Source organism: Amycolatopsis sp. CA-211722 (assembly GCF_056828465.1).
Window position 1 is genome coordinate 8355854 of the sequence record NZ_CP184752.1, and the last position, 25649, is coordinate 8381502.

Annotated in this window: 23 protein-coding genes; 8 read left to right on the forward strand and 15 right to left on the reverse strand. The window is 70.5% G+C overall.

What is annotated here, in order from left to right; all coding sequences use genetic code 11:
* Window positions 1-12 precede the first annotated feature (12 nt).
* Window positions 13-2280 carry an ATP-binding protein gene (locus ACOCEP_RS38240; protein WP_482334723.1) on the reverse strand — a complete coding sequence of 756 codons (2268 nt, stop codon included), beginning with the start codon at window positions 2278-2280 and terminating at the stop codon, window positions 13-15.
* Between the two features lie 132 nt (window positions 2281-2412).
* On the opposite strand from ACOCEP_RS38240, the gene ACOCEP_RS38245 reads away from it, so the two are divergent.
* Both ACOCEP_RS38245 and ACOCEP_RS38250 read left to right on the forward strand, forming a co-directional pair.
* Window positions 2413-2922 carry a hypothetical protein gene (locus ACOCEP_RS38245; protein ID WP_482334725.1) on the forward strand — a complete coding sequence of 170 codons (510 nt, stop codon included), beginning with the start codon at window positions 2413-2415 and terminating at the stop codon, window positions 2920-2922.
* Window positions 2923-3025: 103 nt separating this feature from the next.
* The gene (locus ACOCEP_RS38250) at window positions 3026-3721 is read left to right on the forward strand and encodes a carbonic anhydrase (RefSeq protein ID WP_482334727.1); all 696 of its coding nucleotides are present in this window, start codon (window positions 3026-3028) and stop codon (window positions 3719-3721) included.
* Here the strand turns inward: ACOCEP_RS38250 and chrA are convergent.
* The 3 genes from chrA to ACOCEP_RS38265 are packed head-to-tail and all read right to left on the reverse strand — an operon-like array spanning window position 3635 to window position 5969.
* Entirely contained in the window at window positions 3635-4822 is a 1188-nt protein-coding gene (chrA, locus tag ACOCEP_RS38255) for a chromate efflux transporter (RefSeq protein WP_482334729.1), read from the reverse strand. The two genes, ACOCEP_RS38250 and chrA, sit on opposite strands and share 87 nt — an antisense overlap.
* A complete protein-coding gene (locus tag ACOCEP_RS38260; protein ID WP_482334731.1) occupies window positions 4819-5202 on the reverse strand; it encodes a VOC family protein in 384 nt (127 codons plus the stop codon). The genes chrA and ACOCEP_RS38260 overlap by 4 nt, the downstream gene beginning before the upstream one ends.
* The gene (locus ACOCEP_RS38265; RefSeq protein WP_482334733.1) at window positions 5199-5969 is read right to left on the reverse strand and encodes a metalloregulator ArsR/SmtB family transcription factor; all 771 of its coding nucleotides are present in this window, start codon (window positions 5967-5969) and stop codon (window positions 5199-5201) included. The genes ACOCEP_RS38260 and ACOCEP_RS38265 overlap by 4 nt, the downstream gene beginning before the upstream one ends.
* A 97-nt stretch (window positions 5970-6066) precedes the next feature.
* On the opposite strand from ACOCEP_RS38265, the gene ACOCEP_RS38270 reads away from it, so the two are divergent.
* A complete protein-coding gene (locus tag ACOCEP_RS38270; protein ID WP_482334734.1) occupies window positions 6067-6291 on the forward strand; it encodes a three-helix bundle dimerization domain-containing protein in 225 nt (74 codons plus the stop codon).
* A 185-nt stretch (window positions 6292-6476) separates the two neighbouring features.
* Here the strand turns inward: ACOCEP_RS38270 and ACOCEP_RS38275 are convergent, their stop codons facing one another.
* Entirely contained in the window at window positions 6477-6809 is a 333-nt protein-coding gene (locus ACOCEP_RS38275) for a DUF6223 family protein (RefSeq protein ID WP_482334736.1), read from the reverse strand.
* Between the two features lie 194 nt (window positions 6810-7003).
* On the opposite strand from ACOCEP_RS38275, the gene ACOCEP_RS38280 reads away from it, so the two are divergent.
* Both ACOCEP_RS38280 and ACOCEP_RS38285 read left to right on the forward strand, forming a co-directional pair.
* Window positions 7004-8110: a sensor histidine kinase gene (locus ACOCEP_RS38280; RefSeq protein ID WP_482334738.1), complete on the forward strand. Its 1107-nt coding sequence runs from the start codon at window positions 7004-7006 to the stop codon at window positions 8108-8110.
* Window positions 8107-8772, forward strand: a complete 666-nt coding sequence (locus ACOCEP_RS38285; protein ID WP_482334740.1) for a response regulator — start codon at window positions 8107-8109, stop codon at window positions 8770-8772. The genes ACOCEP_RS38280 and ACOCEP_RS38285 overlap by 4 nt, the downstream gene beginning before the upstream one ends.
* Window positions 8773-8857: 85 nt before the next feature.
* Here the strand turns inward: ACOCEP_RS38285 and ACOCEP_RS38290 are convergent, their stop codons facing one another.
* Genes ACOCEP_RS38290 through ACOCEP_RS38305 form a run of 4 tightly spaced genes read right to left on the reverse strand, consistent with a single transcriptional unit; the run spans window position 8858 to window position 11127 of the window.
* A complete protein-coding gene (locus ACOCEP_RS38290; protein ID WP_482334742.1) occupies window positions 8858-8986 on the reverse strand; it encodes a hypothetical protein in 129 nt (42 codons plus the stop codon).
* Window positions 8971-9525, reverse strand: a complete 555-nt coding sequence (locus tag ACOCEP_RS38295) for an RNA polymerase sigma factor (protein WP_482334744.1) — start codon at window positions 9523-9525, stop codon at window positions 8971-8973. The genes ACOCEP_RS38290 and ACOCEP_RS38295 overlap by 16 nt, the downstream gene beginning before the upstream one ends.
* Window positions 9522-9713, reverse strand: a complete 192-nt coding sequence (locus ACOCEP_RS38300; protein WP_482334746.1) for a ferredoxin — start codon at window positions 9711-9713, stop codon at window positions 9522-9524. The genes ACOCEP_RS38295 and ACOCEP_RS38300 overlap by 4 nt, the downstream gene beginning before the upstream one ends.
* Window position 9714: 1 nt before the next feature.
* Entirely contained in the window at window positions 9715-11127 is a 1413-nt protein-coding gene (locus ACOCEP_RS38305) for a fatty acid desaturase (RefSeq protein WP_482334748.1), read from the reverse strand.
* Window positions 11128-11273: 146 nt separating this feature from the next.
* On the opposite strand from ACOCEP_RS38305, the gene ACOCEP_RS38310 reads away from it, so the two are divergent.
* The 3 genes from ACOCEP_RS38310 (at window position 11274) to ACOCEP_RS38320 (ending at window position 15503) form a co-directional block, all read left to right on the forward strand.
* Window positions 11274-12524, forward strand: a complete 1251-nt coding sequence (locus ACOCEP_RS38310; RefSeq protein ID WP_482334749.1) for a PucR family transcriptional regulator — start codon at window positions 11274-11276, stop codon at window positions 12522-12524.
* 118 nt (window positions 12525-12642) lie between these two features.
* On the forward strand, window positions 12643-13824 hold the full coding sequence (locus ACOCEP_RS38315) for an NAD(P)/FAD-dependent oxidoreductase (RefSeq protein WP_482334751.1): 1182 nt from the start codon (window positions 12643-12645) through the stop codon (window positions 13822-13824).
* Complete coding sequence (locus tag ACOCEP_RS38320) at window positions 13821-15503, forward strand: GMC oxidoreductase (protein WP_482334753.1); 1683 nt, start codon at window positions 13821-13823, stop codon at window positions 15501-15503. Before ACOCEP_RS38315 ends, ACOCEP_RS38320 begins: the two co-directional genes overlap by 4 nt.
* Before the next feature lie 86 nt (window positions 15504-15589).
* On the opposite strand, the gene ACOCEP_RS38325 is transcribed toward ACOCEP_RS38320, so the two are convergent.
* The 6 genes from ACOCEP_RS38325 to ACOCEP_RS38350 all read right to left on the reverse strand — a co-directional run bounded on the left by ACOCEP_RS38325 (window position 15590) and on the right by ACOCEP_RS38350 (window position 25642).
* A complete protein-coding gene (locus tag ACOCEP_RS38325) occupies window positions 15590-16747 on the reverse strand; it encodes an IS30 family transposase (RefSeq protein ID WP_482332473.1) in 1158 nt (385 codons plus the stop codon).
* A gap of 131 nt (window positions 16748-16878) precedes the next feature.
* On the reverse strand, window positions 16879-20184 hold the full coding sequence (locus ACOCEP_RS38330; protein WP_482334755.1) for a serine hydrolase: 3306 nt from the start codon (window positions 20182-20184) through the stop codon (window positions 16879-16881).
* Window positions 20181-21164, reverse strand: a complete 984-nt coding sequence (locus ACOCEP_RS38335; RefSeq protein ID WP_482334756.1) for an ABC transporter ATP-binding protein — start codon at window positions 21162-21164, stop codon at window positions 20181-20183. Before ACOCEP_RS38335 ends, ACOCEP_RS38330 begins: the two co-directional genes overlap by 4 nt.
* Window positions 21161-23062 (reverse strand): dipeptide/oligopeptide/nickel ABC transporter permease/ATP-binding protein, encoded by a 1902-nt coding sequence (locus ACOCEP_RS38340; RefSeq protein ID WP_482334758.1) that lies wholly within the window; start codon window positions 23060-23062, stop codon window positions 21161-21163. The genes ACOCEP_RS38335 and ACOCEP_RS38340 overlap by 4 nt, the downstream gene beginning before the upstream one ends.
* A gap of 1 nt (window position 23063) precedes the next feature.
* Entirely contained in the window at window positions 23064-24044 is a 981-nt protein-coding gene (locus ACOCEP_RS38345; protein WP_482334760.1) for an ABC transporter permease, read from the reverse strand.
* The gene (locus ACOCEP_RS38350; protein ID WP_482334762.1) at window positions 24044-25642 is read right to left on the reverse strand and encodes an ABC transporter substrate-binding protein; all 1599 of its coding nucleotides are present in this window, start codon (window positions 25640-25642) and stop codon (window positions 24044-24046) included. The genes ACOCEP_RS38345 and ACOCEP_RS38350 overlap by 1 nt, the downstream gene beginning before the upstream one ends.
* Between the last annotated feature and the right edge of the window lie 7 nt (window positions 25643-25649).

The following is a 25649-nucleotide window of genomic DNA, read 5'->3' on the forward strand; positions in this document are numbered from 1 at the left end:
TGCTCTCCGAAGTCACAGCGGCCGCTGCCCGACCCAGACGGCCAGCTGGGTCCGGTTGACGAAGTCGAGCTTGTGCGAGATGTGCTGCAGATGCGTCTCCACCGTGCGCCGGGCGATGACCAGCCTCGCCGCGATCTCCCGGTTGCTCAGCCCGGCCGCGACGAGCCGCGCGATCTCCGATTCGCGGGGGGTCAGCGGCGCGAGCACGGCCGGTTCACCGGCGGCTTCGGACGGCGGATCGCCGAGGGCGTCGTGCGGGTTCCGCTTCCGTCCCTCGGCGAACGCGGCGTCGAACCGCGCCGCGCCCAAGGCATCCCGCGTGGCCGCGTGGAACGTCCGGTGGGCCATGGTGACGGCCACGTCGGGCTCGGCGCTGCAGCGCTCCCAAAGCGTCGCGGCGGTGCCGAACAATTCCGCCGCCCGGACCCAGTCCTCGCGACGCGCGGCCACCCACGCCAGACCGTCCACCCGGTAGGCCGCGGACAACACGTCCGAGGCGCGGAGGTCGATCTCCAGCGCGGCACGGACGCACCGTTCCCCGTCGTCGAGATCACCGCCGTAACACACTTCGGCGACCCCCAGCCCGTACAGCGCCATGGAGCGATATCGGTACTCCCCCGCTTCCTCGCACAGCCGCCGCATCGAGCCCAGCAGAGCCCGCGCTCCCGGAAGATCACCTCGGTAGGCCAGCGCGACCCCCTGGATGAACATCGGGTGCATCTGCCGCCGGACGTCGCCTCGCTCGCCGAACATCCGGACGGCCTCCGCCGCCCGGATCATGGTGTTCGGCTCGATCGACAGCATCCTCACGAAGGCACTCGCGTGCGCGACGTAGGGCGCCGCGTCTTCGTCCTCGATCGCCTCGGCGTCGGCCAGCCGCCGCCGGGCAAGCGGCAGGTCCGCGTGCAGCGCGGCACACAGGGCCGCGATCGCCAGCCCCCTGGCCCGGCCCCGGGTCTCAGGCGGCGCCGCGTCGAGCGCGCGATCGATCCAGTCCCGCAGTTCCCAGGCCGCACCGCGAGCCACCCAGTATTCGATCGTGGCGGTGGCCATCTCCAGCGCCACCGGGCTCTCGCCGGGTGTGCGAAGCGACCACGACAACGCTTCGCGGATGTCGGCGTGGGCGGCCGTCAGCCGCTCGTAGGCCTCGTCCTGCTCCGGACCGAACCAGGTGTCGGCGGCCTGAGCGATCAGCCGGGCGTAGTGGTCGCGGTGTTTCCTCGCCACGGTGAGCTCGTCTCCGGAAGCGGCGAGCTGTCGTCCGCCGTATTCACGGAGGAGCCGGAGCATCCGATAGTGGACCTTGTCGGTACCGTCGATCCGGCCCAGCACCGATTTGTCGACCAAACCGTCGACGGCGTCCAGTACGGCCAGGGAGTCCTCGGCACAGACGGCCTCGACGGCGGACAGGTCGAATCGCCCGGCGAACACCGAACAGCGTGCCCAGACGATCCGCTCGGTCTCGGTGCAGAGCGAGTGGCTCCAGTCGATCGTGGCGCGCAGCGTCCGATGCCGCTCGACGGGCATCCGGAGTCCGCTGGCCAGCACCGCCGAGTTCCGCTCGACCCGATCGGCGATCTGCGACGGCGACAGGGCGCGGATCCGGGCCGCCGCCAGCTCGATCGCCAGCGGCAGGCCGTCGAGGCCACGACAGAGGCGGACGACATCGGCGACGTTGCTCTCGGTGACCTCGAACGCGGGCAGGACGTTCGCGGCACGCTCCGCGAACAGGCGCACGGCGCCGAACGCGAGCGCCGCTTCAGGTGTGCTGTCCGCGTCACCGGGGACGGCCAAGGGCTGGATGGTCAGGACCTGCTCACCGGCGAGCCCCAGGGAGCAGCGGCTGGTGGCGAGGACCACGAGGTCCCGGCAGTCACGCAGCAGCGCCGCCACCAGATCCGCGCTGCCGTCGCGGAGATGCTCGCAGTTGTCCAGCAACAGCAGCGACCGCCGGGGCCGCAGGTACGCGATGACGACGTCGAGGTCGGTGTGCCCCGTCGTGTCGTGCAGGCCCAGGCTGTCGGCGACCGCGCGCGGGACGAACCGTTCGTCCCGCAATTCCCCCAGCCCGGCGACCGCGACACCGTCGGGGAACTCCCGGGTGAGCGAACTGGCCACCTGGGCCGCCAGCCTGGTCTTGCCCACCCCGCCGGCGCCGGTCAAGGTCACCAGACGCCCCGCGCCGAGCAGCCGCCGGACCTCGTTCTCGTCGTCCGCGCGGCTGACGTAACCCGTCAGGGGCCGCCGCCCGAGGTCCCGGACGTTCCTGTCGCTCGTCATGCCTCATCACCGCCGAACCGTTGATCGCCTATCGAAGCATGCCCTGCCGGGGTGACGTGGGCTGTTCACACCACAGCCCGGCCCGCGCCGCATAATGCCGCGACGACGATCCGAGACACGTGGGGGCATTCGATGACCGACCGGCCGGCCATCCCCAGGGAGCAGGTCGAACGCGCACTCGGCCCCAAGGTCGCGAAACGGCTCGGCAAGTTCGACGACGGAACCCTTTACGTCGCCGCGGGCGGCTGGGCCGAACTCCTGGCCTGGCTGGTGGACTTCGCCGTCTACCTCCTGGGCACGGCAGCCGGTTTCGTCGTGTTCGCGGTCGCCACCCGGAACAGCGCGATCCCGGACAGCGCGGCGCTGCTGACGCTGCTCGGCCTGCTGATCGGTGTCCCGGTGCTCTACGGCCTGTTCTTCGGCGACGGCCGCGTGCTCGGCGCCGTGTGCACCGGGACCCGGCTCGTCCGGATCAAGGACGGCGGGCGGATCGGCGCGGCGGCCTGCTGGGCCATGGTCGTGCGCACCCTGCTGTTCCCTCTCCTGCTCGCCGCGATGGTGCTGTCCGGATCGGGCGGCGTCGGCTCGGTCAGGCGGGTCAGCATCGACGACGAGGCGACCCGGCGGCTCCGGACGGGCTAGCGCACTCCGGCGGGAATCGACCGCCGACGACGGCCGCGCCATGCGCGCCGTCGCCGGACGGCTCGATCGGTGACGGCGGGCGGCGACCGGTAATGTCCCGATCATGAGCGACGCGCCGCCGACCCCTTCCGAGGCCTTCGACCTTCTGCTCGCCGGCAACCGGCGCTTCGTCGCCGGAACCCCGGAACACCCGAACCAGGACGCGCTACGCCGCGCCGAAACCGCTCCTGAACAGAGCCCGTTCGCCGTCCTCTTCGGCTGCTCCGACTCTCGGCTGGCCGCCGAGATCATCTTCGACCGCGGGCTGGGCGACCTGTTCGTCGTGCGGACCGCGGGCCACGTCGCCGGTTCGGAGGTGCTGGGCAGCATCGAGTACGCCGTCAGCATCCTCGACTGCCCCTTGGTCGTCGTCCTCGGCCACGACTCCTGCGGCGCCGTCGCCGCGACCCGCGCGGCGCTGACCGACGGGCTCGGCACGAACAGCTTCGTCCGCGACGTCGTCGAGCGGGTCACCCCCAGTGTCCTCGCCGCGCAGGCCGCCGGGCTCACCGACAACGACGACATCATCGACGAGCACATCCGCCACACGGTCGACCTCCTCGTCGACCGCTCCCGGCTGCTCTCCGACAAGATCGAGGCCGGGAAGACCGCGGTCGCCGGGCTGTCGTACCACCTGGCCGACGGCAACGCGCGTGTCGTCACCACCCGCGGCCTAGGCCGGCAGGAGCGCCCCCGCGAGCGCGAGGACACTTCCGGCGGCGGCCGCGACCAGGATCGTGGTCACCACTCCACGCCGTAGCACGAACAGCAGGACCCCGGCACCCGCGAGCACGGCGTACTGCCATGCCTGGGTCAGGCTGAGCGCGAGCGGGATCGCCGAGCCGAGGATGGCGCCGACGGCGGCGGGGGCGGAGCCGTCGAGGAACGCCCGCACGTTCGGGTTGCCGCGAAGCCGGTCGAAATGCTTGGCGCCTAAGAGGATGAAGAGGAACGACGGGGTGAAGGCGACCAGGGAGGCAAGGATGCCTCCGGCGAGTCCTGCCGCCGCGTAGCCGACGACGGCGACGGTCTGCACGACCGGGCCCGGGGTGACCTGGCCGAGCGCGACCGCGTTGAGGAACTCCCCCGCGGTCATCCAGTGGTAGGTGTTCACCGCGTCGTCCTGCATGAGCGGGATGATCACGAAACCGCCGCCGTAGGACAGCATCCCGACCTTGAGCGACACCCACGCCACCGACGCGAACACACCGGCGCCCGCGGCCGCGGCGGCCCACGATGGGACGGGGGCGGCGAGCAGGGCGGCGGTGGACTCGCCGCGGCGCGAGCGGTTCACGGTCAGCTCGATCAGGCCGCAGCCCAGCAGGACGAGCACCAGCCATGGACCGAGCAACGCGGCCGACGCGACACCCGCGACGACGTACAGCGCCCAGCGCACGCGGCCCGTGGTGGCCGCGCGCCGCCACCCCGCCGGGATCAAGCCGACGCCCGCGTGCACCGCGACGGCGGCGACCGCCGCGCCCGCTCCCGCACCGGCGCCACGGATCCACGCGGGCGGCGACCCGGTCAGGAACAGCGCGGCCAGCGCCAGGATCACGATGAGACCGGGCAGGATGAACGCCGCGCCGCCGACCAGCGCCCCCGCACGGCCTCGTACGCGCCACGCGGTGAAGATCGCCAGCTGGGTCGACGCCGGGCCGGGCAGCAGGTTGCAGGCGGCGATCGCGTCCTCGAACTCCTGATCCGACAACCAGCCCCGGCGCTGCACGCACAACTTGCGGAGCAGGGCGATATGGGTGGGCGGGCCGCCGAAACCGACGCAGCCGATCCTGCCCCATTCGCGCAGGACGGTTCCCAGGCCAGGCGCGGTGACGGTGTCCTCAGTGGACTCGGGCGACGTCACCGGGCCGCCGGCTGGAACAGCTCGACCGGATTGCCCGCCGGGTCGTCGAACACGATCTGACGGCCGCCCGGACCAGTCACCACGGCACTGCGGAACACGACGCCCGCCCCACGCAGCCTGGCGACTTCGGCGTCGATGTCGCCGACGACGAGGTGGATGCGGTTCCAGCCGCCCGGCGCCGGTTTCGTCCCGTCCGGCATCGGGCGGCCCGCCGAACTCGCCGGGCCGCTGAGCAGCAGGCGGAGATTCCCGCGCACCACGTCCGCGAACGCGGGCAGCGCACTCGAGCGGACGGTGAAATCCAGGTGCCCGGTGTAGAACTCGACGGCCGCCGCGACGTCGTCGACCAGGTAACGCACACTCACCAGGTCCGAAGTCATGTCCTCTTCACCTCGTTCGGGTTCTTCACGCCGAGCCGGGCGGTCAGGAACCCGATCCGGCGGTCCAGTTCGGCGGCGAGCCGACGGAACGCCGGAAAGGTTTCGCCGGCCTCGTCGATTTCCCTCGCCGGGTCCGGCAGGCTCCAATGGACGACGCGCGGATGCCCGGGGAACTCCGGGCAGACCTCGCGGACCCGGTCGCAAAGGCTGATCACCCAATGGAATCGCCTGTTCCGGAGACTGTCCACATGGGACGGTTCGTGGTCGAGGACGATGCCGCGCTCGGCCATGACACGCACGGCGTCCGGATGCAGCGGTTTCGGCCGGCTGCCCGCACTGGCCACCTCGACCGCCGAACCGGCCCGGTGCCGCAGCAGCGCTTCGGCCATCGGCGACCGTCCACTGTTGCCGGTGCACACGAACAGCACCTTGACCCGCGAACCGGTGGCTTTCGCGCCCGCCGGGCCCGGTACGAGAGCGGGATGCAGCGAACCCGCGGCTTCGGCGAACGCGTCCGCGCACTGCTCCAGGTCCAGGTGATAGTAGGTGTCACGACCGTCGAAACTGCTTCTCCGCGCCTTGACCAGCTCCGCCGCTCGCAGCTTGCGCAGGTGGTAGGACACCAGGTTCTGCGGCTGCCCGACCAGCTCCACCAGCTCACGCACCCGGCGGTCGCCATGGGACAACTCGCGCAGCAGCCGCCAGCGCAGCGGATCACTCGCCAGCCGCACGAACGGCGGCGGCTCGGACATCTCGACGGTCGCCACGCGCCGACAGTACATCAATACAGATTGATGTATCTAGACCTCGGCATCGGCGCCGTTATCGTCGTGAGGTGCCGTCTCCCGAGATCGTGGAGTTGTCATGACCGCTGACCCGCCGCACCTGCCGCCCAGCGACGAAAATCTCGAGAAACTGATCGACGCGCTGACCGAGCGCTTCCCCGCCGGTCGCGAGGAGGTCGAAGCGATGGTCCACCGGAACTTCACCGAGCTCAGCTCCGACGCCCCGGTGGACGCGTACCTCCTCCAACTGACCGAAGGCAAGACCGCGGACGAACTTCGCGCCCGCTACCCGGCGCATCATTGAGCTTTCCGGCCCGGGAGCCAGTGGCTTCCCCATGCTCCGGTCCGTGAAGGCCTCCAGGCCGGGTGTCGCGAAAGCCACTTTCGGGACGTCTGATGTCCCGAAAGTGGCTTTCGCGACATGATCGCCAGGGCGGCGGGCATGGACGACACGCGAAAGCGCCATTCCGTGCACCCGCGGTAGGTACTTCAGGCCACACGGCGGGCGCGTGACAGCGCGAGCAAGCCGAGGATCGTGGCGAGCAACCCGATCACCAGCGCGATGAACCCGCCGACGATCCCGTATCCGGTACCGGGGCCACCCTCGGCCGCGGCCACGACGTAACCACCGCCCGCCATGCCGAGCAGCCCCGCCGTGAGCGCCACGATGGCCCCGCGCCGCGTGTTGCCTGAGCGGAAGCGAGTGAGGGCGAGGACTCCGGTGATCACCCCGATCACACCGGCCAGCGCGGCCACCAAGGACCAGAGACGTCCTGAGGTCAGGTAGGCGGCGGCGATCGGCTCGGCCAGATGGACCGTCATGAGGCACTCCTTCGTTCGACGACTGGGTCTTCCTGGATGGTGTCCCCACGCGACCACGCCGGTCGTCTGGTGAACGCAGGCAATCCGGGCTACCGCCGATGCCGTAGGAGTGCGTGAACTACCGCGTGCGCGGTAGTGAGCGGATGGTCCGCGCGGAGGAGTCGTTCGGGCGGACGGCTGGCTAGGGTGCACGCATGAGCAGGGTCTGGGACTGGGTGATCGCCGCGGGTGTGACGGCGATCCTGCTGGTCACGGAGTTGTCCGGAGTGGACTCCGCCACGAGCCTCGGCCCGCTGGGCCATCTGCTGCTGGTAGCCGGTGGCCTGGCGCTCGTCGCCCACCGCCGGGCGCCGATCACGGTGCTGGCCGTGACCGGGGTGTGCGCTTTGGGATACCAGGCCCTCGGCTTCGACGTTCCTGTCGTCGCCTATCTGGTCGCGGTGTACGCCGCCGTCCGGGCCGGTCACCGGATCGTCGCCGTCGCGGGATCGCTGCTCATGATCGCCGCGCTCCCGCTGGTGCTCCTGGCCTCCGCCAACGCCGTCTCCGTCGGCGAAGCACTCGCGCAGAGCCGGGACGCGCTTCAGCTGGCTTGGCTGATCGCCGCCGGCGCGGCCGGCGAAGCGCTGCGACAGGCCGAACGCCGCGCCGACGAAGCCGAGCGCACCCGCGAGGAGACCGCGCGGCGGCGGGCCGACGAAGAGCGGCTGCACATCGCGCGGGAGCTGCACGATTCGCTCACCCACCAGATCTCCGTCATCAAGGTGCAGGCCGAAGTCGCCGTCCACCTCGCGACCAAACGGGGTGAATCGGTGCCGGAATCCCTACTGGCGATCCGGGAAGCCGGTCGTGAGGCGACCCGGGAACTGCGGGCGACCCTGGAAGCCCTGCGCGACGGCGGAACGCATCCGCCGCCCGGACTCGACGGGATCCCCGGCTTGGTGGAACGGGCGAAGTCGACCGGTCTGGACGCGACACTCGTCGTCGAAGGGCAGCGGCACGACGTCCCCGCGGCGGTGGACCGCACCGCGTACCGCATCGTGCAGGAATCCCTGACCAACATCGCCCGGCACGCCGCGGCCACGACCGCGTCGGTCCGGATCGACCACCGCCCCGGCGCTCTCGCCATCCGGGTCGACGACAACGGCGAGGCCGCTCCGGACACCGCACCGGTGCCCGGTGTCGGCCTGCTGGGTATGCGCGAACGGGTCACCGCCCTCGGCGGCAGTCTCCACGCCGGACCCCGAAGCACCGGTGGTTTCTCCGTCCAGGCCGAACTGCCCGTGGAGCGAACGTCATGATCCGTGTCCTGCTCGTCGACGATCAGCCGCTTCTCCGCAGCGGGTTCCGCGCGCTGCTCGACGTCGAGGACGACATCGAGGTCGTGGCCGAGGCCTCCGACGGCAGCGACGGCGTGGCGCTCGCCAGGAAGCACCTGCCCGACATCGCACTCATCGACATCCAGATGCCCGTGGTCGACGGTATCGAGGCGACCCGGCGTATCGCCGCCGATCCGGCCCTGTCCGGTGTGCACGTCGTCATCCTGACCAACTACGGCCTGGACGAGTACGTCTTCGACGCGCTGCGCGCGGGCGCGGCGGGCTTCCTGGTCAAGGACGTCGAACCCGAAGACTTCCTGCACGCCGTCCGGGTCGCCGCACGGGGTGACGCCCTGCTCGCGCCATCGATCACCCGCAAGCTGATCGACCGGTACGTCACCCTGCCGCCCGGCGCCGGCACGGGCGGCGGGCTGGCCGAACTGACCAACCGCGAACGCGAAGCCGTCGCCCTGGTCGCACGAGGCCTGTCCAACGACGAGATCGCCGGCCGCATGGTGATCAGCCCGCTGACCGCGAAGACCCACGTCAATCGCGCCATGACCAAACTCCACGCCCGTGACCGCGCGCAGCTCGTCGTGCTCGCCTACGAATCCGGCCTCGTGGTGCCAGGCTCTCCGGGCTAGCCCGATCGGGGCCGGCTGCCGAGCCGGACCATGCGAATCACCTCTTCGCCGATTACCCCGATTCATGTACCGAGGATCCGCCGGCTCACCCCTTTCCCGAGAACGCGTCGAAGAACCTGCCCACCAGCGCGCCGATCATCGGCAGCCAGATCGGGCACAGCATCAGGACCAGCAGTGGTCCCATGACCTTGGCGATCATCAGGAACGCGTGCATCCCGCCGTCACCTTCCTCCGGTCGCGGGGGTCGTCCGCGAAGCCGGCCATCGAGGTCGCGAGCGCGCGCACCGCGCGGTGCTGGAGTGCCCGGACGCTGTTGGTGTTCTTGTTCATCGCCTCGGCCACTTCCGCGACCGACAGGCCGGCGAAGAACCGCAGGAGCAGGCATCGCCGTTGTTGCTCGCTGAGGTCCGCCAGGCTCCGCCGGAGGGCGGCGGCCTCGATCCGGGCCAGTGCGAGCTGGTCGGCGCCACCGACGTGGTCGGGACGGTCGTGCTCCTCGCCGTCGAGCAGTTCACGCCGGTACCGGGCCGACTTGCGGTAGTCGCGGGCGAGGTTGTCGGCGATCGTGTAGAGCCATCCGGTGAAGGAACCCAGCCCCGGCTGGAAATCCGGGAGTTTCCTCCAGGCCCGGAGGAACGCTTCGCTGGTGAGGTCCTCAGCCGCGGCGGCCGACGGGACGCGCATCCGCAGGTACCGGAAGATCGGCGCGGAATGCTGCCGGTAAAGGGTGGCGAAGGCCGCTTGATCGGTCATCCGTGCAGTCTCAGGGCGGCGACCGGGCAGGCACGGACGGCGGCGGCGACGAACTCCCGTTCCGGTTCCGGCGGGGTTTCGTCGAGCACGTGGACGTAGCCGTCTTCGCCAACCTCGAAGAACTGGTCGGCCATGGCCTCGCACATCCCGAGGCCCTCGCATTTGCCGTGGTCGGCGCTGATCCGCATGTCAGGCCACCTCCCGGCGGACCGGCACGAAATCGATCTTGTCGCGGACGCCGCAGTCCGGGCAGGTCCAGTCGTCGGGGATCTCCGACCAGGCGGTCCCGGCGGCGAACCCTTCGAGCTCGTTGCCTTCGACGACGCTGTAGGTGTAGCCACATCCCGGGCAGCGCGCGGCGTCCACCTCGTCGGCGAGCGCGACCGCGGTGTCCGAAAAGGACATTTCCCGGTCCGTGCGGGTGACGAGGGGATACTTTTTCAGCAGCACGCCCAATTTCCCCGGCTGCACGTTCGCCTGGCGGATGTCGCCGTCGAAATGCCGGACCACCCGCGGGTCCATCACCTTGCGGAACAGCGGTGGGACGAGCGCCACGATCATCATCCCGGTGTATCCGGTCGGCAGTACCGGGCTTTCCTTGAAGTCACGCAGGGTCTGGAACCGCCGGGTCGGGTTCGCGTGATGATCGCTGTGCCGTTGCAGGTGATACAGCAGGACATTGGTGGCGACGTTGTTCGAGTTCCACGAATGCGAAGGCGTCACGCGTTCGTAGCGCGATTTCGTACCGTTCGTGACCTTCTTGCGGAGCATTCCGTAGTGCTCCATGTAGTTCACGATTTCGAGCAGCGAGAACCCGAAGACGGCCTGGACGATCAGGTACGGCAGGATGCCGAAGCCGAGCCACGCGATCAGCGCACCCCACAGCACCGCGCTCATCAGCCACGCGTTCAGCACGTCGTTGCCCAGGTGGAACGGGTGGCTTCCCTTGCGGGCGTAGCGTTTCTTCTCGACGCCCCAGGCGCTGCGCACCGAACCGAAGACCGTCCGCGGCCAGAACCGGTAGAAGCTCTCCCCCAGCCTGCTGGAGGCGGGATCCTCCGGAGTGGCGACGCGGACGTGGTGACCACGGTTGTGCTCGATGTAGAAGTGGCCGTAGAAGCATTGCGCCAGCGCGATCTTCGCCGCCCAGCGCTCCACGCTCTCGCGTTTGTGCCCCAGTTCGTGCGCGGTGTTGATACCGATGCCCGCCACCGTGCCGAGGGTGACGGCGAGGCCGATCTTGCCGAACACGGAGACTCCGTCACCGGAAAGCACCCACGCGCCCACCACGAAGCCCGCGTACTGGAGCGGCAGGAACAGATAGGTGATCCACCGGTAGTAGCGGTCCTCCTCGAGTGCCTCCATCACCTCGTCCGGCGGGTTGGTGTGGTCGTACCCCGCGAAGAGATCGACCAGTGGCACGAGAACGAGGACGACCAGCGGGCCGAGCCAGAGGGCGGCGCCGGCTCCGGTCGCCGCGTGGAGCCCGATCGCGGCGAAGGGCAGCAGCGGCACCACCAGGCCGAGCAGCCACAGGTAGCGCTTCCGATCGTGCCAGGTGGCGGTGCCGTTCTCCGCCCCGGTGAGGTGGTACTTCTTCATGGCAGCCTCCGAATCCGTCTGCCGAAGACGGTAGGAAGCAGCGAGGCGCGGATCACTGTGCGCTGAACCGAAAACGACCGCTCGCTTGGGTCCGCGGCACAACGGCCCGCGAGCGCGGACCCGGTCGCGGGCGTACGGTGCTGCTTGTGACGTCAACGGCCGCCGGCACCCTGGTCAAGGTCGCGGGCTCGGTGCTGGCCGAGGTCGCGGCCCTGCGCGATCGGATCGTGGAGGAGGTCTCCGGCGAACTACCGGAGCTGGCGCGGGACGGGCAGGCCAGGGATCTCCTCGTCAGTACCGTGCGCGAGAACCTGATCGCCGCGCTCGGGGTGTTCGGCGGCGCGACCCGCCGGACGGAGGTCGGCGCGCCTCCGGTCGCGCTGGAGTTCGCCCGGCGGCTGGCGCAGCGAGGCGTCCCCATCACCACGATGCTGCGGGCGTACCGGCTCGGCCAGGCGGCCTTCCAGCAGGAGATGATCACCCGGATCGCGGCCGAGCCGGTGAGCGCCGCGGACGTCGCCGTCGCCGCGACCGAACTGTCGTCCGTGGCCTTCGGCTACATCGACAAGATCTCCGAGGAGGTCGTGGAGGCCTACCAGCTGGAACGCGACACCTGGCTGCGCAACCGCAACGCGAACCGGCTGGCGAAGGTGCGAGCCGTCCTGTCCGGCAAGGCGAGCGAAAGCGGCGAGATCGAGAAGGCGATCGGGTACGTGCTCTCGGACCGGCACGTCGGCGCCGTGCTGTGGTGTGGGCCGGACGTCGACGAAAGCGCGCGGCTCAGCAGCCTGGAGCGGCACGCCGCTCTGCTCGCCACCGCCATGGGCGGGGGCAGGACGCCGCTGGTCGTGGCGCCGGACGCGTCCACGATCTGGGCCTGGTTCCCGGCGTCGTCGATCGACCCGGACCTGGTGACGCGGGTACTGGACCAGTCACCGGAGCCGGTCCGGGTCGCGCTCGGCGACCCCGCCGATGGCCTGGACGGTTTCCGCGGCACCCATCGGCAGGCCCTGCAGGCGCAGGGCGTCGCGCTGCTGGCGGGCGGCGAACTGTCCCGCTCGGTGACCACGGCCTCGCAGCTCGGCCCGCTGGCACTGGTGGCCGCGGACACGGCCGCCGTCGCCGCGTGGGTGCGGACGGTGCTCGGTTCGCTGGCCGACGACGACGAACAGCATCACCGCATGCGGGAAACGGTGTGGGCCTATCTGTCCAGCGGCAGCAGCCTGATGCTGGCCTCCCAGGAGCTGCACCTGCACAAGAACACGATCCAGTACCGGCTCCGCAAGGCGGAACAGGAGCGGGGCAGGCCGCTGTCCGAAGGCCGCATAGACGTCGAAGTCGCGTTGCTGGCCTGCCGTCTGCTGGGCACGGTCGTCCTGCGCCCGGTCGGCGACTGACCCCGGTTTTGTGCGCCGGGCACAGTCCGGCCCGCCGGTCCCGGTCCATGGACCGATGCCCTGCCCCGCCGCGCGGCGAAGACTGCTCGCAACGGACACCGTCAGCGAGGACTGAGCCATGGACGAGACAGGACTGGTCGTAGTCGGAGCATCACTGGCGGGCCTGCGCGCCGCCACCGCCGCCCGCCGTGCCGGCTACGGCGGACCCGTCACGCTCATCGGCGCCGAACCGCATCTGCCTTACGACCGGCCTCCGTTGTCGAAGGGGTTCCTCATGGACCCGGACCGGACGCCGCCCACGCTCGCGAGCGCCGCGGCGCTCGCCGACCTCGGGATCGACGTCCGGCTCGGCCAAGCGGCCACCGGACTGTCCACAGAGGACCGTGAAGTGCTCGTCGGACGTACCGTGATCCCGTTCGGCTCGCTGATCATCACCACCGGCAGCGCCGCGATCCCCTTGCCGGGACACGGCGTGCACACCCTCCGGACGCTGGACGACGCACGGGCCATCCGGGCACGGCTCGCCTCGACCTCCCGCGCCGTCATCGTCGGTGGTGGGTTCATCGGCGCCGAGATCGCCACGGCCCTGCGGGAGCGGGGCGCCGCGGTGACGATCGTGGAAGCGGCCGAGGTTCCCCTCGTCCGCGCGGTCGGCACCCGGATGGCGGCCGCGCTCGCGACCCTGCACGCCCGCAACGGCGTCGATCTGCGGCTTTCCACGGCGGTGCGCGGAATCGTGCCGGACGGGGCGGGCAGCAAGGTGGCGTTGTCCGACGGCGGTGTGCTCGACGCGGACCTGGTGATCGCCGGGATCGGCGCCCGTCCCGCGGTCGGCTGGCTGGACGGCACCGGCGTCCCGCTGCGGGACGGCGTGCTGTGCGACCGGACGCTGCGCGCCGCCCCGGGGATCTACGCCGCGGGCGACGTCGCGCGCTGGCACAACCCGCTCTTCGGGACCACGATGCGCCTGGAGAACTGGACCTCCGCCTCGGCACAGGCAGAGGCCGCGGCCCGCAACGCCGTCGATCCCGGTGCCGCGAAGCCGTTTTCGGCCGTTCCGTACTTCTGGTCCGACTGGTACGGCAGCCGGATCCAGCTGGTCGGTGTCGCGTCGGACGACGTCGATCTGCTCGGCGACCCCGAGGACGAAAGCTGGCTGGCGCTCTACCGTTCGGGCGACCGGCTCGTCGGCGCGCTCGCGGTGAACCAGCCCGGCCGGATCATGAAGTACCGGAGCCGGATCGCGAGCCGCACGTCGTGGCGGGACGCCGTCGATTTCGCCAAGGCGGTCGCGCGATGAGCACCGCGGACGTACTCGTCATCGGCTCCGGATTCGGCGGCTCGGTGAGCGCCCTTCGCCTGTCGGAAAAGGGATATCGCGTCACGGTGCTGGAAGCGGGGCCGCGCCGCACCGAGGAGACGCTGCCCAGGACGTCGTGGGACGTGCGCAACTTCCTGTGGGCGCCCCGGCTCGGCTGCTACGGGATCCAGCGCATCCACCTCCTGCGCGACGTCGTGATCCTCGGCGGTGCCGGGGTCGGCGGCGGTTCCCTCAACTACGCCAACACACTCTACGAACCGCCCGCGCCGTTCTTCGAAGATCCGCAGTGGGCCCACCTCACCGACTGGCGAGCGGAACTGAAACCGCATTACGACCAGGCACGCCGCATGCTGGGCGTCACGCGGAACCCGACGGTCACGGCGGCCGACGAGGTACTGCGCGAGGTCGCCACCGACATGGGTGTCGGATCGTCGTTCCGGCTCACTCCCGTCGGTGTCTTCTTCGGCGACGAAGGGACTCCCGCGGGGAGCGTCGTGCCGGATCCCTTCTTCGGTGGAGCCGGACCGGAACGCCGGACCTGTACCGAATGCGGCTCCTGTATGACCGGATGCCGCGTCGGTGCCAAGAACACCCTCGACCGCAACTACCTGTACCTCGCCGAACGGCTGGGCGCCGAGGTGCTGCCGATGACCACGGTGATCGACGTCCGCCCGTCCCCGGACGGCGGCTACGTCGTCCGGACCGTGCGGACCGGCTCCTCACCTCGCCGCCGTAAGAACGTGCGGACGTTCACCGCCCGCGAGGTCGTCTTCAGCGCCGGCACGTACAACACCCAGAAGCTGCTGCACCGTGCACGCGCCACCGGTGCGCTGCCGCGGCTGCCGGAAAGCCTCGGCAGGCTCACGCGGACGAACTCGGAATCCATCCTGGGCGCCAAGACGAAGCGGAAGGACGTCGACTTCACCCGGGGTGTCGCGATCACCTCGTCGATCCACCCCGACGCGCACACCCATGTCGAGCCGTGCCGCTACGGCAAGGGCAGCAACGCCATGTCGTTGCTGCAGACCGCGCTCACCGACGGCGGGAAACGTGTCCCGCGCTGGCTCACCTGGCTGGGCACACTGGTGCGGGATCCCCGTAACCTCACCTGGTTCTCGCCACGGCGCTGGTCCGAACGCACGATCATCCTGCTGGTGATGCAGACGCTCGACAACTCCATCACCGTGTCCGGCGAACGCACGCGCACCGGCAGGCACAAACTGGTCTCCGGGCCAGGACACGGCGAACCGAACCCGACCTGGATCCCGGCGGGCAACGACGCCGCGCGCCGCGTCGCCGAGAAGATCGACGGTATCGCGGGAGGAACCACCGGCGAGATCCTCAACATCCCGATGACCGCGCATTTCATCGGCGGCTGCGCCATCTCCGGCGACGCGGGCCACGGTGTCATCGACCCGTACCACCGCGTGCACGGATACGAAGGCCTGCACATCGTCGACGGATCCACCATCTCGGCGAATCTCGGCGTCAACCCGTCCCTGACCATCACCGCGCAGGCGGAACGGGCGATGTCCTACTGGCCCAACAAGGGCGACGCCGACCCCCGGCCACCTCAGGGCGAGGCCTACCGGCGGATCGACGCGGTGGCGCCACGGAATCCCGCCGTGCCGGACGGCGCGCCCGCTGCCCTGCGGTGACCGGTGGCAGGACGACCGGCACCCCTGGCTGGAGGGCGTGTCGCGAAAGCCAGGCGGATTCATGCGGTGGTCGCAACGTGCTCTGTTTAGGACAGTAGCGTGGTGAGTTTTTCGAGTGGGGTGTGCCAGTCCAGTGTTTTGCGGGGGCGGCTGTTGAGTCGTGCGGCGACTGCGGTGAGGTGTTCTGCGGTGTGCTGGTGCAGGTTGGTCCCTTTGGGGAAGTACTGGCGAAGCAGGCCGTTGGTGTTCTCGTTCGTCCCGCGTTGCCATGGGGAGTGCGGGTCGCAGAAGTAGATGGCCAGGTCGGTGGCGAGGGTGATGTCGGCGTGACGGGCCATCTCGTTGCCCCGGTCCCAGGTCAGTGACCGCCGCAACTGGTGCGGGAGGGTCTGGATCGCGTCGATCATCGCGTCCCGGACCTGGATCGCATCGTGGCCGTGGGGCAGGTGCAGCAGTATGACGAACCGAGTGGAGCGTTCCACGAGGGTGCCGATCGCGGACTTGTTACCGGCACCGGTGATCAGGTCGCCTTCCCAATGCCCCGGGACTGCCCGGTCCTCGGCTTCGGCCGGCCGTTCGCTGATCTCGACGAGGTCAGGGATCCGTGACCGTCGTGCCTGTGCTTGCTTGCGCGGGCGGCGCAGCGCCCGTCCTGTCCGCAAACACGCGGTGAGCTCGCGGCGCAGCGCTCCCCGGCTCTGCACATACAAGGACTGGTAGATCGTCTCGTGTGACACTCGCATCTCCGGCCGGTCGGGGAACTCCATCGCCAGCCTGGCTGTGATCTGCCCCGGAGACCACTCCTGCAGCAACCGCGCCTGCACATGATCCCGCAACTCGCGATTACCGGCCTCGGCCAGCTTCGCGGTCTTCGGCCGCCGGGCCCGATCCCGCGCCGCCGACTCCGCCCGATGCGCTCGATACCCGCCCCGGCCACCGTTGTTCGTCACCTCCCGGCTGATCGTCGACGGGGCCCTGCCCAGCTGCCGAGCGATCTCCCGATACGAGAGACCCCCGGACAGACCACGAGAGATCTCCTCCCGCTCAGCCAAACTCAGATAGCGCTCACCCAACGAGCCAGGTGCGTTCCCGATCACCCCACCAGCCTGCGCGAACCACCGCCGCCCGGTCTCGTGCGACACATCCACCAAACGGGCGGCACGCTTAGGCAGACACCCCGCCCGCACCGCATCCCAGAACCGCACCCGCACCACACGCGGCAACACCAACCCACCAGCCACCACAACTCCCAGCTCACGAAGGATGTTGCAACGACCCCATGAATCCGCCCCACTTTCGGGACACCTGACGTCTCGAAAGTGGCTTTCGCGACCTGACCCACCGGCTCCCGCCGGCACGTCCGGAAACCAGAACGCTAGGCCGTCTTCGGCGTCGCGCGTACGCCGTAGTGCATGTACTGCTCACCGGTCGGCAGCGTGTAGAAGGTGACCGGCATCCACGTCCGCGTCCCGGGCTCACGGCAGACGAACAGCGAATCGGTCACCGGCACCAGATCGAACTCCTGTGTCTTCTCCGCCAGGAGTTCGGCGAGCGGCCCGGTGGCGGTTTGCCGCAGCCGCAGCCCGTCCTCCGCCGCCACTATGTCCATCCGCGCACCCGCTCGTTCGTAGCCGCCCACATGCCTCGATCCGTCGACGGTGACCGGGGTCGCGGGCGGTTCGAGCGGCCGGGGCATCGCCACGTCGGCGAGTTCGGCGACGATCTCCCGGTACAGCTCCACGTACAGGTCCCGCGTGTTGCCCCCGTTGGTGAGCAGGGTGATGGCGAGCCCCTGATCGGGCAGCAGCCGGAGGAACGCCGACTGGCCGATCGTGTTGCCGTCGTGGCCGATGACGCGCTGCCCGCTCCAGGTGTCGCGGATCCAGCCGAGCCCCCAGGAGTCGCCGAGCGAGTGCTTGTCGGGGATGTCGGTCTGTTTCGCGGCCATCGCGGTGACGGAGTCCGTCGTCAGGATCCGTTCCCCCGCCGGGGTCAGCCCGTCGGCGAGGTGCAGCCGCGCGAAGCCGAGCACGTCCTTCGCCGTGGCGGTGATCAGCCCGGCGGGCCCCATGCTCCGGGGCAGTCCCCAGACAGGCGCGGGCGTCGGGTCCTCGTCCCCGGCGGCGACGTGACCGACGGCCGCCCGGAAGAGCAAGGCCTCCTCGGGCAGTGTCACGGTGTGGGTGAGACCCAGCGGAGCGAACAGTTTCTCGCGCATCGCCGCGTCCCACGTCAGCCCGGTGAGCTTCTCGATCACCCGGCCCATGACCACGAAACCCGAGTTGCAGTAGGAGAAGGTCTCGCCGAGCGGATGGTTCTGCGCGGCCTGGTCGAGGACTTCGACGTAGCGTTCGAGACAGTCGTCGCCGCGGCCGGTGTCGGTGAAGACGTCGCCGTCGATACCGCTGGTGTGCGTCAGCAGGTGCCGCATGGTGACTTTCCCGGCCACGCCCGGATCGGCCAGCCGCAGTTCCGGCAGGACGTCCGCGATCGGCGCGTCCAGTTCGAGCAGCCCTTCGTCGACCAGCCGCATGACCACGGTCGCGGTCCACACCTTGGAGATCGAACCGATCTGGAACACCGAGTCCTCGGTGACCTCGACCCCGGTCTTCGTGTTCAGCACGCCGTACGAGGCGAGCACCTCGGCGTCGTCACCGATCCGGGTGATGCCGAGCGCCGCGCCCGGAACGCGGTGCTTGCGGGCCAGTTCGGCCAGCCGCCGTCGCCAGTGCGCGGCCTCGATCGGCACCCGGGTCGGTCCGTCGGCCGGTGCCGTGTACTGCTCGACCCACTCGAGGACGCGCCGGTTGAAGTCGAGCCGGTGCGACGGCGGCCCGTCGAGGATGAACAGGTGCGAGGCGTCGGGGTACAACACCAGGCGGGACGGGACGCCCCGTGCGCGCAGGGCTCCGAACCACTGCTCGGCCTGGCCGACCGGGCAGCGGTCATCGTTCGCGCCCTGGACGACGAGCGTCGGCGTCCGCACCCGCTCGACCTGGGCGAACGGCGAGAACCGCTCGTTGGCCTTGTCCCACGCCGGACCGCCGAGTTCGCCGACGGCCAGGTAGTGCCCGGCGTCGGACGTGCCGCCCATGCTGGTCAGGTCGCTGACCACGCCACCGGCGACGGCGGCGGCGAACCGGCTGTCGCGGCTGGTCAGGTAACAGGTCATGAAGCCGCCGTAGCTGTAGCCCGCCACGGCCAGCCGGTCCGCGTCGGCGATCCCTTCGGCGACCAGGTGCTCCAAGGGCTCCAGGAAGTCCGCCGCGTCGGCGACGCCCCATCCCCCGACGGCGGCGGTGTAGAAGTCCTCGCCGTAGCCGTCGCTGCCCCGCGGGTTGATCAGCAGCACCGCCCAGCCCCGCGCGACGAGCGCCTGGTGATAGAGATGGATCGAGTCGGCCGCGCCGTTCCAGGCGTTGTGCGGTCCGCCGTGGATGTCGAGCAGCAGCGGCGCGGCACCGGATCGCGCCGGATCCCGCAGCAGCCAGCCGTGGACGACGGTGCCGTCACCGATGGTGAATTCCCGTTCCTCGTGGCGAAAGAGCTCGACCTCGGAGGCGCCGTGCTCGGTGCGCACGTCGACGGCGCCGGTGGCCCGGTCGACGACGGCGACCTCGCCGAACGAATCGCCGGTGGCCAGCACGACCACGACGCGCCCGGCCGCGATGTCCATTCCGGACACCACGCGATCCGCGCCCGCGAGCACGGCGCGAGTGCGCCCACCGTCCACTTCGTACAGATGGGTGCAGCCGCGATCCCGGACGCCGAACAGCACGGCGCCGTCCTCCGTCGTCCGCGGAAGGGCTCCCGGATAGCCGGGGCCACCGGCCATCACGTTGCGGTCCAGGGACGCGGTCAGCTCGGCCGGGTCCCCGCCGTCGAGCGGGACACGCCACAACCCCAGATGGCCGACCCGGGTGTCGGCCCGGCCGACCACCAGGAGCGCGTCGCCGTCGGCGGTCCAGCCGACCGTGCCCGCCATGCCCTCGCCGGAGCCGATCAGCCGCGGCTCGGCGGTCTTCGCGGTCACGTCGAGCACGTAGGCGCCGGAGCGGAAGGTCAGGTCGGCGTCGCCGTCCTGGCCGGACGAGAAGGCGAGGTGCGTGCCGTCGGGCGACCAGGCCGGATCACTGGCGTGCCAATCGCCGAAGGTGACCTGCCGGACTTCGCGCGTCGCGACGTCGAGGACGTGCAGATGCTTGCGGACGGTCTTGATCAGCCCCGCGCCGTCGGCCTTGAAGTCCAGCCGATCGGCCACCACCGGGGCGTTCGGCGCGGCTTCCCCGCCGGCCAGGTCGACCGCGGCCGAGAAGGCGATCTTGCCGCCGTCCGGGCTCCAGACCGGCGCGCCCGCCCCGAGCGGGAGCTCGGTGATCTGCTCGGCTTCCCCGCCCGACGACGGCAGGAACCACACCTGCGGCGGCCCGTCCTGGGCGCGGAGGAACGCGATCCGCGTGCCGTCCGGCGCCCATTTCGGGGCCATGTCGGCGGGTCCGCGGGTGAGCCGCCGGGCTTCGCCGCCGGTCGCGCCGACCTCCCAGAGCGTGTGCACGTTCCGGTCTTCGGCACGGTCGGCGGTGCGCAGGACGTAGACGATCCGGTCGCCGTCCGGGGACAGCGAAGGCTGGCTGGGGACGGCGATGTCGTACAGGTCGTCGAGACCGAGACGTCGGGTCATGATGCGCTTGCTCCTCTGGAGGTCGTGAGCTCGTTGTCGCTGAAGTGGCAGGCCGCCGAGTGACGCCGCCGTGCCGCGCCGTCGGCGGGATCCGCTTGGAGGCAGAGGTCGCGGTCGGAGCGCGCGAGCGGGCCGACCGGGCAGCGTGGGTGGTAGCGGCATCCGGCGGGCGGATGGTGCGGGTCGGCGGGTTCGGTGTCGGCGGTCGCCTCGTCCGAGCCCGTGCCGAGCAGCGAGGTGGTCGCGGACGGCGCCGCGGCGAGCAGGTCCCGCGTGTACGGATGCCGGGGATCGGTGAGCACCTGTTCGGCCGGGCCGACCTCGACGATCCGGCCGAGGTACAGCACGGCGACGATGTCGCTGAGGTAGCGGATCACCGCGAGGTTGTGCGAGATGAACAGCATCGACAGGCCGAGCCGCCGTTGCACGGACCGGACGAGGTTGAGCACCGCGCCCTGCACCGAGACGTCGAGCGCGGAGGTGATCTCGTCCGCGATCAGCACCTCGGGCCGCCCGGCCAGCGCGCGGGCCAGCGCCACCCGTTGCCGCTGGCCGCCGGAGAGCCGCCCCGGCAGGTGGCCGGCGCGTTCGGGATCGAGGTTGACCAGCTCCAGCAGCCGGGCGACCTCGGCCCGGCGTGCCGCGCGCCCGGAGAGGACGCCGCGCGGGATCGCTTCGGTGATCGATTCCCCGATGCTCATCCGTGGGTCCAAAGAGGAATACGGGTCCTGGAACACCATCTGCAACGGCGGGCGGCGGGGCAGCTCGCGGACGTCCACGCCACCCAGCAGGACCCGCCCGGCACTGATCGGCGAGAGCCCGACGGCGGCGCGGGCCAGCGTCGACTTCCCCGATCCCGATTCACCGACCAGCCCGACGACCTGTCCGGAAGGGACGGTCAGGCTGACGTCGTCGACGGCCGTGAGCCCGCGGCGTCCGCCGTAGCGCACGCTCACCTTGTCGAAGACGAGATCGCTCACTCCGCACCTCCGGCGGTCACGGTTTCCTTGACAGGCGGGGAAAGCGGCGCCGGATACCAGCAGGCCACGCGATGCCCTGGTGCCACGTGCTCCAGCGCCGGGTCTTCGAGACGGCATCGATCGGTCACCGCCGGGCACCGGTCGGCGAAAGCGCAGCCGGTGGGCACCCGATCGGGTTCCGGCGGGCGGCCGGGGATCACGGCGAGCGGCGCGTCGCGATCGGTCTCCAGGTCGAGCGTCGCGGCGAGCAAGGCCCGCGTGTACGGATGCCGCGGTGTCCCCGAGGTCGGCAGATCCTCCACCACCCGGCCCGCGTACATGACCAGCATCCGTTCGCACGTCTGCGAAACGACCGCGATGTCGTGGCTGATCAGGATGATCGCCGTGTCCCGTTCGGCCCTGGTCCGCGCCAGCAGGCGCAGCAGCTGCCGCTGCACGGTGACGTCCAGCGCCGTGGTCGGTTCGTCGGCGATGATGAGCTTCGGGTCGCCCATCAGGCCCATGCCGATCATCGCGCGCTGCCGCATCCCGCCGGAGAACTCGTGCGGATACTGCCGCGCGCGCCGTTCGGCGGCGGGGATCCGCACCGCGCGCAACCGGTCCACGGCGCGCTCGAAGGCCTTGGCCCGCGGGAGTCCCTGGTGCTGTTCGGCCACTTCGGCCAGCTGGCGGCCGATCCGCCTGGTCGGGTTGAACGACGTCATCGGATCCTGGAACACCATCGCCAGCGAGGTGCCGAGGAGCCCGCGCGACTCCCGTTCCGGGGTCGTCAGCACCGGTTTCCCGGCGAATTCGAGCTTGTCGGCGGTGACCACGGCCGGCGCTTCGACCAGCCGGGACACGGCCAGCCCCGTCAGGCTCTTCCCCGAACCCGACTCGCCGACGACACCGACGGCCTCACCGGCGCGGACGGTGAAACCCACCCCGCGCACCGGGACGGTCCAGCCCGCCGGGTTCGGGAACGCGACCTGGAGGTTCTCCACGACCAGGACGGCGTCGTCGCGGGCCTCGGCGGCGTCTTCCCTGGCCGGAGCCACCGGCCGCGGCGCGAATTTCCGCCGCCCGGTGCGCACGCCGATCACTCCCGCGACGGTCTCCCCCACCAGGTTGAAGGCGAGCCCCGCGAGGACGACCGCGACCCCGGGCGCCAGCGCCGCCGCCGGATTGACGTAGATGCCGTTGAGTCCTTCGCCGAGGATCCGTCCCCAGTCGTATTCCGGGGCCTGCACACCGATACCGAGGAAGGACAACCCGGCGAAGGCGAGCAGTGCCCCGCCGGCGCCGATGGTCGCGTTGACCACCAGCGGTTCGCCGATGTTGGGCAGGATGTGCCGGAACAGCAGCCGGATCCGGCCGACACCGGAGATCCTGGCCGCCGCGACGAAATCCCGCCCCGCCACCGAAGCGGCCATCGTCTGCGCCAGCCGCGCGAACGCGGGAGCCAGCGCGAAACCGACCGCCAGCACCGCGCCGTGCGTCCCCACACCGAAGATGACCGAGAAGAACAACACCAGCAGCAGCCCGGGGAAGGCGACCGCGACGTTGACCGCCGCGACCACCAGCCGGGCGAGCGGACGTGGCAGCACCGAGGGCAGCGTGCCGAGCACGAGCCCGGTCACCACCCCGAGCAGGGTGGCGAGCAGCGCCAGCACGATCGACAGCCTGGTCGCCACCAGCACGCGGAAGAGGATGTCGCGGCCGAGATCGTCGGTGCCCAGCCAGTGCGCGGCCGACGGCCCCTGGGCGATCGCGTTGGTGTCGATCTCGAAAGCCTTTTCCTGCCACAGGATCGGCGCCAGCACCGCGAGCAGGATCACCAGTGCCAGCAGTGCGGCCGAGCACGCGCCCAGCGGGGTGCGCAGCGCCCCGAGCCATTTCGCCCCGCGCGGATTCGCCATCTCAGTTCTCCCGGATCGTCGAACGCGGATCGAGGACGGCCAGCAGCACGTCCACCGTCAGATTCACCAGCAGGACACCGATGCCGTAGACGAGCACGATTCCCTGGACCTGCGGATAGTCCTTCTGCAGGATCGACTGCGTGATGGTGGATCCGAGTCCGGGCCAGGCGAACACGTTCTCCACCAGTACCGTCCCGGCGACCATCCCGGTGAGCATCAGCCCGCCCATGGTCAGGGTCGCGGTCAGCGCGTTCGGCAGCGCGTGCCGCAGGTAGATCAGCCGCGCGGGCAGCCGTTTCGCCCGTGCGGTGCGGATGAAATCGTTACCCAGCACGGAAAGCGTCTCCACCCGGACGATACGGGAGAGGACCGACGCCGGGCCGAGCGCCAGCGCGATCACCGGGAGCACGAGCGCGCCCGGTCCTTCGCTGCCCGCCACCGGGAACCAGCCGAGGCGGACCGCGAAGAACGCCACCAGGGCCACCGCGACCAGGAACTCCGGGATCGCGGCCAGGAGGACCGTCGTCGAGGTGAACGCCAGCTCCCCGCCACGACGTCGGCCGCCCCGGGTCAGCACGGCGAACAGCAGACCCAGCGGGATCGCGACCGCGACGACCGCCAGGAAGGCGGGCAACGCCAGTTGCAGGGTCGCGGGGAGCCGGTCGCCGATGACGTCCGCGACCGGCACCCCGGTGGTCATCGACGTTCCCCAGTCGCCGGAGAAGAGACCGGCGAGATAGTCGACATACTGCTTCCAGAGCGGGTCGTCGAGGCCTAGCGCGGCCCGCCGGGCGTTCACCAGCTCGGCGGGCGCGGTCAGCCCGAGCGCCGCGCGGACCGGGTCGCCGGGGATCAGCTGGATCATCAGGAACGCCATGGTGACCAGGACCCACAGCGAAACCGCGAACCGGCCGAGGCGGCGGATCCCGAACGACAGCCAAGGACCGCTCCTCGGGCCCGCCGTCGCGACGGCGCTCGTCATCAGGAGTACATCCGGATCGACGACGGCAGGATCTGGCCCTGGTTCATCTCGAACCGCGCGCCGTTCGCGAAGGTCGGGATGGCCGAGTTCACGAACGGCACCACGTCGAGCCGTTCGAACAGCGCGGACTCGGCGGCCAGCCAGTCACCGCAGCCGGCTTCGGCCGTCCGCGCCGACGCCTTGCCCGCGAGCTCGGTGTACCGGGGGTTGTCGATGGACGAGAAATTCGTGCCCTGCGGTGGTTTCGCGCCGGAGACGAACGGGACGGCCTGGCTCGGGAGGACGAATCCCAGCGGCGCCAAGGACACCTCCCACTCACCGGTGCCGAACAGCACCTGGCTGACGCCGGGACCGTCGACGGCCTTGATCGTGGCCTCGACCCCGATGTCCTTCCACGACCGCAGGATCAATTCCGCGGCGGAGACCATCGTCGGCCCGACCTGGGTGCCGTAGACGACGGTGAGGGCGAGCCGTTTGCCGTTCCTGGCCCGGATTCCGTCCGGACCGGGCGCCCATCCCGCGGCGTCGAGCCCGGACTTGGCGGCGGCGACGTCGAAAGCCGGCAGCTTGCCGTCGACCGAATCACCGGGACACGCCAACGGTTCCCCGGTGACGAGTCCCTTGGCGGGCTGACCGGTGCCGGTGGTGAGCACCTTGCCGATCTGGGCGAGATCGAGCGCCTGGGTCAGCGCGCGGCGCACCGCCGGGTCCTGGCCCGGCCTGCCGGGCGCCTGGTTGAAGAAGATCTCGCCCATCGGCATGACGATGTCGGCGTGGAACAGCTTCTGCGACCGCAACCGCTGCTGGTCCTGCCCGGTCACCTGCGCCGCGCTGAGTTCCCCGGACAGCAGCAGGTTCGCCGTCGTCGTCATGTTCGGCACGACCCGGAAGACCACCTTCTCGGGCAGTCCCGGCTGTTCGTTCTTCCAGTCGCCGGGGCCCCAGGCGTAGTCCTTGCGCCGGGTCAGGGTGTAGTGGTCGTTCGGCACGATCTCGGTCATGGTGAACATGCCGGTGCCGTGCTGTCCTTTCGCGACGGACGCCCGGTCCGCCAGCCCCTTGGCGCAGACGATCGGCACCCCGGCCACGTTGCGCAGCAGGAACGAATCCGGCCCTCCGCTGGTGACCGTGACGGTCCGGGCGGCGTCGTCGGCCACCGCCTTCGTCCCCGCCTTGACACTGACGCCGGTCAGCGGGGACTTGGTCGCCGGATCGCCGACGTGGTTGATGTTCGCGGCCACGTCCCGCGCGGTCAGCGGCGAACCGTCCGCGCATTTCACCCCGTCGCGCAGGGTGAAGTTCGCCGTGGTGGTCGTGGCCTCCCACTTCTCCGCCAGCCCCGCGACCGGTTTGCCCGCCGGGTCGAGGTTGATCAGGCCGTCGTAGAGGAACCGCCCGATCTGCCTGGCCAGTGACAGCACGGTGACGGCCGGGTCGAGCGTGCCGGGATCGGTCGTCAGGCCCATCGTGAAAGTCTTGCCGTCGGTCAGTTTCTGGTTCGCGGTCCGGTCCTGTCCGGATTGCGACGTCCCCCCGCACGCGCTCACGGTCAAGGCCACCACGCCCGCCATGGCGGCGGTGAACCGGGCTGTCTTCATGCGGTTC

Bases quoted from the DNA above. Each gene is read 5' to 3' on its own strand.
- ACOCEP_RS38280 (WP_482334738.1), top strand. From the start codon at position 7,004: ATGAGCAGGGTCTGGGACTGGGTGATCGCCGCGGGTGTGACGGCGATC.
- ACOCEP_RS38300 (WP_482334746.1), bottom strand. From the start codon at position 9,713: ATGCGGATCAGCGCCGACCACGGCAAATGCGAGGGCCTCGGGATGTGC.
- ACOCEP_RS38315 (WP_482334751.1), top strand. From the start codon at position 12,643: ATGGACGAGACAGGACTGGTCGTAGTCGGAGCATCACTGGCGGGCCTG.
- ACOCEP_RS38340 (WP_482334758.1), bottom strand. From the start codon at position 23,062: ATGGCGAATCCGCGCGGGGCGAAATGGCTCGGGGCGCTGCGCACCCCG.
- ACOCEP_RS38240 (WP_482334723.1), bottom strand. From the start codon at position 2,280: ATGACGAGCGACAGGAACGTCCGGGACCTCGGGCGGCGGCCCCTGACG.
- ACOCEP_RS38330 (WP_482334755.1), bottom strand. From the start codon at position 20,184: ATGACCCGACGTCTCGGTCTCGACGACCTGTACGACATCGCCGTCCCC.
- ACOCEP_RS38350 (WP_482334762.1), bottom strand. From the start codon at position 25,642: ATGAAGACAGCCCGGTTCACCGCCGCCATGGCGGGCGTGGTGGCCTTG.
- ACOCEP_RS38245 (WP_482334725.1), top strand. From the start codon at position 2,413: ATGACCGACCGGCCGGCCATCCCCAGGGAGCAGGTCGAACGCGCACTC.
- ACOCEP_RS38275 (WP_482334736.1), bottom strand. From the start codon at position 6,809: ATGACGGTCCATCTGGCCGAGCCGATCGCCGCCGCCTACCTGACCTCA.
- ACOCEP_RS38290 (WP_482334742.1), bottom strand. From the start codon at position 8,986: ATGCACGCGTTCCTGATGATCGCCAAGGTCATGGGACCACTGCTGGTC.
- ACOCEP_RS38295 (WP_482334744.1), bottom strand. From the start codon at position 9,525: ATGACCGATCAAGCGGCCTTCGCCACCCTTTACCGGCAGCATTCCGCG.
- ACOCEP_RS38260 (WP_482334731.1), bottom strand. From the start codon at position 5,202: ATGACTTCGGACCTGGTGAGTGTGCGTTACCTGGTCGACGACGTCGCG.
- ACOCEP_RS38305 (WP_482334748.1), bottom strand. From the start codon at position 11,127: ATGAAGAAGTACCACCTCACCGGGGCGGAGAACGGCACCGCCACCTGG.
- ACOCEP_RS38270 (WP_482334734.1), top strand. From the start codon at position 6,067: ATGACCGCTGACCCGCCGCACCTGCCGCCCAGCGACGAAAATCTCGAG.
- ACOCEP_RS38345 (WP_482334760.1), bottom strand. From the start codon at position 24,044: ATGACGAGCGCCGTCGCGACGGCGGGCCCGAGGAGCGGTCCTTGGCTG.
- ACOCEP_RS38320 (WP_482334753.1), top strand. From the start codon at position 13,821: ATGAGCACCGCGGACGTACTCGTCATCGGCTCCGGATTCGGCGGCTCG.
- ACOCEP_RS38250 (WP_482334727.1), top strand. From the start codon at position 3,026: ATGAGCGACGCGCCGCCGACCCCTTCCGAGGCCTTCGACCTTCTGCTC.
- ACOCEP_RS38285 (WP_482334740.1), top strand. From the start codon at position 8,107: ATGATCCGTGTCCTGCTCGTCGACGATCAGCCGCTTCTCCGCAGCGGG.